The sequence below is a fragment of the Methylosinus sp. Sm6 genome (genome assembly GCF_019802345.1).
In the GTDB taxonomy this organism is placed as follows: Bacteria; Pseudomonadota; Alphaproteobacteria; order Rhizobiales; family Beijerinckiaceae; genus Methylosinus.
Map to the genome: position 1 here is coordinate 1 of NZ_JAINDZ010000151.1, position 567 is coordinate 567.

General features: G+C 65.8%; 2 pseudogenes. Both read left to right on the forward strand.

What is annotated here, in order from left to right:
- Positions 1 to 232, forward strand: a pseudogene (locus tag K3F48_RS24010) (hypothetical protein); the annotation flags it as partial.
- A gap of 102 nt (positions 233 to 334) precedes the next feature.
- A pseudogene (locus K3F48_RS25100) lies at positions 335 to 490 on the forward strand (efflux RND transporter permease subunit); the annotation flags it as partial.
- Positions 491 to 567: the final 77 nt, after the last annotated feature.

Genomic DNA, 567 nt, shown 5'->3' on the forward strand with positions numbered 1-567 from the left:
CCTGCTGGCCAAGATCGATGCGAGCCGGCGCGTCTATCGCTGGCTCTATTCCGCCGTCCACCATTGGGATTTCGGCCTGTTCCGCAATCAATGGCTGTGGAACGGCTGGATGGCGCTGTGGGTGTTCTTCGGCCTCGCTCTGTCGACGACCGCGGTCGTGCTCGCCTGGCGGCGCCTGCGCCGCAGCATCCCGCAACGGGAACGGCGCGCGCTCGCAGCGCAAAAGGCCTGATCGACCGGCCTGCGACGTCAGCCCCATATTCGCGCGGAGTTGCAAAAACGAGGTACCGATGTCGGCGACGTCGCCCCGGCGCCGCGCGCTTTCGAGATCGCCGAACGCGGCGAGACGCCGCTCGCCGCCACGCTCATCGGCGCGCGCGAGATCGGCTTCACCATCGTCTCGCTCGCCTTCTCGCTCATTGCCGTCGTGATTCCCCTGTTGTTCATGAGCGATGTGGTCGGGCGTCTGTTGCGCGAATTCACAGTCACGTGGCGATTCCGACGAAGGCGCCCGTCTTTAACGGGATAATGGCGCCCGGGGATTCCGGGATAATGGCGCCCCCCTCT